The sequence below is a fragment of the Streptomyces azureus genome, from assembly GCF_001270025.1.
Classification (GTDB): domain Bacteria; phylum Actinomycetota; class Actinomycetes; order Streptomycetales; family Streptomycetaceae; genus Streptomyces; species Streptomyces azureus.
This window is the reverse complement of the sequence record NZ_DF968295.1, coordinates 1-4,643: the sequence shown is the minus strand read 5'-3', so window position 1 is coordinate 4,643 and position 4,643 is coordinate 1. Positions and strand designations below refer to the sequence as shown.

Sequence of the window (4,643 nt, the reverse complement as noted above, 5' to 3'; positions counted from 1 at the left end):
CGCCGCGGTCGTCGGCACGGCAGTACAGGCCGTTCTCGTACAGCTTCTTGGAGAGGAAGCCGTACAGGACGCGCTCGGTCTCGTCCGCGTCGAAGGACTCCTTGGTGGCCTTGTCCTTGACGAGTTCGATGCCGTAGAAGAAGCCGTTACCGCGGACGTCGCCGACGATCGGCAGGTCGTGGAGCTTCTCCAGGGTGGCGCGGAAGTTGCCCTCGTTGTCGAGGACGTGCTGGTTGAGGTTCTCGCGCTCGAACAGGTCGAGGTTGGCCAGGCCCACGGCCGCGGAGACCGGGTGGCCGCCGAAGGTGTAACCGTGCAGGAAGGTGTTGTCGCCCTTGTAGAACGGCTCGGCGAGGCGGTCGGAGACGATGCACGCGCCTATGGGGGAGTAGCCGGAGGTCATGCCCTTGGCGCAGGTGATCATGTCCGGGACGTAGTCGAACTTGTCGCAGGCGAAGTACGTGCCCAGGCGGCCGAAGGCGCAGATGACCTCGTCGGACACGAGCAGCACGTCGTACTGGTCGCAGATCTCGCGCACGCGCTGGAAGTAGCCGGGCGGGGGCGGGAAGCAGCCGCCCGCGTTCTGCACCGGCTCCAGGAAGACCGCGGCGACCGTGTCCGCGCCCTCGAAGAGGATCTGCTGCTCGATCTGGTCGGCGGCCCAGCGGCCGAAGGCCTCGGGGTCGTCACCGTGGATCGGCGCCCGGTAGATGTTGGTGTTCGGGACCTTGTGGGCGCCCGGTACGAGGGGCTCGAAGGGTGCCTTCAGAGCGGGCAGGCCGGTGATGGACAGGGCGCCCTGCGGGGTGCCGTGGTAGGCGACCGCGCGGGAGATGACCTTGTGCTTGGTGGGCTTGCCGACCAGCTTGAAGTACTGCTTGGCGAGCTTCCAGGCGGTCTCGACGGCCTCGCCGCCGCCGGTGGTGAAGAAGACCTTGTTCAGGTCGCCCGGGGCGTGGTGCGCGAGGCGCTCGGCCAGCTCGACGGCCTTGGGGTGGGCGTAGGACCACACCGGGAAGAACGCCAGCTCCTGCGCCTGCTTGGAGGCGGTCTCGGCGAGCTCGACCCGGCCGTGCCCGGCCTGCACCACGAACAGGCCGGCGAGACCGTCCAGGTAGCGCTTGCCCTGGTCGTCGTAGATGTACGTGCCCTCGCCCCGGACGATGGTGGGGACGGGGGCCTTCTCGTACGACGACATGCGCGTGAAGTGCATCCACAGGTGGTCGTACGCGGTCTGGGAGAGGTCCTTGCTCACGGCTATCGGGTCCTCACGGTTATCGGGTTCCCCACATGTAGGTCTGCTTCTTGAGCTTGAGGTAGACGAAGCTCTCGGTGGAGCGCACTCCGGGGACGGCCCGGATGCGTTTGTTGATGACGTCCAGGAGGTGGTCGTCGTCCTCGCAGACGATCTCCACCATGAGGTCGAAGGAGCCTGCGGTCATCACCACGTACTCGCACTCGGACATGGCCGTCAGCGCGTCCGCGACCGACTCCACGTCGCCTTCGACGTTGACGCCGACCATCGCCTGTCTGCGGAAGCCCACGGTGAGCGGGTCCGTGACGGCGACGATCTGCATCACGCCCTGGTCGAGCAGCTTCTGGACGCGCTGGCGCACGGCCGCCTCGGACAGGCCCACGGCCTTGCCGATGGCGGCGTACGGCCGGCGGCCGTCCTCCTGGAGCTGCTCGATGATGGCGAGGGAGACGGCGTCCAGCTGCGGCGAGCTGCCGTTCCTGGACTCGCGGGAGGACTCGCGGTGCTCCCGCGAGCCCTTCTGGTCTGCGCTTCGACTGGCCACGAGGTCACTGTGCACGAGGTCTCGACACTTCCGCAAGCCTCGATCGATGAAATCCGTTGTTTCGGTAGCCGACTCCTGCGGATTCCGCACGATCGAAGGGAGCGGGGGTGTTGAAAACGTGGGGCCGCCGACTAGGGTGGGTGTCTCAAGTACTGGACATCCGAACTGGAGGGCCGGCAGTGAGCACCGAGCTGCGTCGTCTGCGCAACTACATCGGCGGTGAGTTCCGGGACGCCGCCGACGGACGGACCACCGAGGTGGTCAATCCCGCGACGGGCGAGGCGTACGCGACCGCTCCGCTGTCCGGGCAGGCGGACGTGGACGCCGCGATGGCGGCGGCCGCCGAGGCCTTCCCCGGCTGGCGCGACACCACGCCCGCCGAGCGCCAGAAGGCCCTGCTGAAGATCGCGGACGCCTTCGAGGAGCGCGCCGAGGAGCTGATCGCGGCCGAGGTGGAGAACACGGGCAAGCCGGTCGGGCTGACCCGCTCCGAGGAGATCCCCCCGATGGTCGACCAGATCCGCTTCTTCGCGGGTGCGGCGCGGATGCTCGAGGGCCGCTCGGCCGGTGAGTACATGGAAGGCCTGACCTCCATCGTCCGCCGCGAGCCGGTCGGCGTCTGCGCGCAGGTCGCGCCGTGGAACTACCCGATGATGATGGCCGTGTGGAAGTTCGCCCCGGCGATCGCGGCGGGCAACACGGTCGTGCTGAAGCCGTCCGACACCACCCCCGCGTCGACGGTGCTGATCGCGGAGATCCTCGGCGGGATCCTGCCCAAGGGCGTCTTCAACGTCATCTGCGGCGACCGCGAGACCGGCCGCATGATGGTCGAGCACGACATCCCGGCGATGGCCTCCATCACCGGCTCGGTGCGCGCCGGCATCCAGGTCGCCGAGTCCGCCTCCAAGGACGTCAAGCGCGTCCACCTGGAGCTGGGCGGCAAGGCGCCGGTCGTGGTCTTCGAGGACACCGACATCGCCAAGGCCGTCGAGGACATCTCGGTCGCGGGCTACTTCAACGCCGGCCAGGACTGCACGGCCGCCACGCGCGTCCTCGTCCACGAGTCCATCCACGACGAGTTCGTCTCCGCGCTGTCCAAGGCCGCCGCCGAGACGAAGACCGGGCACCCGGACGACGAGGACGTGCTGTTCGGCCCGCTCAACAACCCCAACCAGCTCAAGCAGGTCGAGGGCTTCATCGACCGGCTGCCCGCGCACGCGCGCGTGGAGACCGGCGGCAAGCGGGTCGGCGACAAGGGCTATTTCTACGCGCCGACCGTCGTCTCGGGCCTCGAGCAGGACGACGAGATCATCCAGAAGGAGGTCTTCGGCCCGGTCATCACCGTGCAGTCCTTCTCGGACGAGGACCAGGCGGTGGAGTGGGCCAACGGCGTCGAGTACGCGCTCGCCTCCTCCGTGTGGACCAAGGACCACGGCCGCGCCATGCGGATGTCCAAGAAGCTCGACTTCGGCTGCGTGTGGATCAACACCCACATCCCGCTGGTCGCCGAGATGCCGCACGGCGGCTTCAAGAAGTCCGGCTACGGCAAGGACCTGTCGGCGTACGGCTTCGACGACTACACGCGGATCAAGCACGTGATGACGTCGTTGGACGCGTAGTCACCCGTAGTCACCCCGGCAGGACTGCCTGCGGCCCCGGACGGTTGGTTCCGTCCGGGGCCGCTCGTGCGTCCGGTGGCCCGCGCGGAAAAGTGTTATCCGCAAGTCCTTCACACCGTCTCCGTCTGTGATCCCCGGCATAGCCAAGATCCCGGTCCTACCTGAGAGGGTGCGTGCGGAACATCAGTGATCCCAGGCGTCGAGAGGCCACCGTGGACAGTCAGCACTGGCGCGCCACCATCACGGCGGCGCAGTCCGGCGACCGGCAGGCGCTGGACGAACTGGTCGCGGGCTGGCTGCCGCTGGTCTACAACATCGTGGGCCGGGCCCTGAACGGTCACGCCGACGTCGACGACGTCGTCCAGGAGACCATGCTGCGCGCGGTCGACAACCTCGGTTCGCTGCGCGACCCGGACAGCTTCCGGTCCTGGCTGGTGGCGATCGCCATGCGCCAGATACGCGACCGTGCCCGGCGGCGCCGGACCCCGGACCGGCTGGAGGAGGCCGCGGCCTCCGACTTCGCCGAACTGACCGTGCTGCGGCTGCAGTTGGAGGGGCAGCGGCGCGAGGTCGCCGAGGCCGTGCGGTGGCTCGACGACGAGGACAGGCAGCTGCTGTCGCTGTGGTGGCTGGAGGTCGCGGGCGAACTGACCCGGCGCGAACTGGCCGCCGCCGTCGGCATCACCCGGCAGCACGCCGCCGTGCGCGTGCAGCGGATGAAGGAGCGCCTGGAGACCTCGCGCGGCATCGTCCGCGCCCTGGACGGCGCCTGCCCCGGCCTGCGCGAGCTGACCGGCCGCTGGAACGGCCGGCCCGACTCGGTGTGGCGCAAGCGGCTGGCCCGGCACATCCGGGGCTGCGGCTACTGCGGCGGCACCCACGAGACGGTCGTACCTGCGGAACGCCTCCTGGTCGGCATCGCGCTCGTCCCGCTGCCCGTCGGGTTCACGCTGTCGCTCGCCTTCGGCGGCAAGACGGCCGTGGCCGCCACCTCCGCCGGGTGGTCCGCCAAGCTGCTGGGCGCGCTCACCAAGCCGGCCGTCGCGATGACCGCCGGCGCGACGATGGTCGCGGGCGGCGCCTACGTCGTCACCCAGCCGCCGGACGCCCCGCCTCCCCGGGCCGCGGTCACCCCCACCGCCACGGCCACCCCCCAGCCGCCCCCCTCCCCCCCCCCCCCCCCCCCCCCCCCCCCCCCCCCCCCCCCCCCCCCCCCCCCCCCCCC

General features: G+C 69.8%; 4 protein-coding genes. 2 read left to right on the top strand and 2 right to left on the bottom strand.

Translation table 11 applies throughout. The features are described 5' to 3' along the window. Both AOQ53_RS19555 and AOQ53_RS19550 read right to left on the bottom strand, forming a co-directional pair. On the bottom strand, positions 1 to 1,213 hold a 1,213-nt coding region (locus AOQ53_RS19555; protein WP_059419038.1), incomplete at its 3' end, for an aspartate aminotransferase family protein. 61 nt (positions 1,214 to 1,274) lie between these two features. Then, entirely contained in the window at positions 1,275 to 1,814 is a 540-nt protein-coding gene (locus tag AOQ53_RS19550; RefSeq protein ID WP_059419035.1) for an Lrp/AsnC family transcriptional regulator, read from the bottom strand. 164 nt (positions 1,815 to 1,978) lie between these two features. Between AOQ53_RS19550 and AOQ53_RS19545 the strand changes: the two genes are divergently transcribed. Together AOQ53_RS19545 and AOQ53_RS19540 are read left to right on the top strand one after the other, a co-directional pair. Next, entirely contained in the window at positions 1,979 to 3,418 is a 1,440-nt protein-coding gene (locus AOQ53_RS19545) for a gamma-aminobutyraldehyde dehydrogenase (protein ID WP_059419034.1), read from the top strand. 212 nt (positions 3,419 to 3,630) lie between these two features. Then, the coding region (locus AOQ53_RS19540) for an RNA polymerase sigma factor (RefSeq protein ID WP_148640354.1) at positions 3,631 to 4,643 on the top strand (1,013 nt) is incomplete at its 3' end.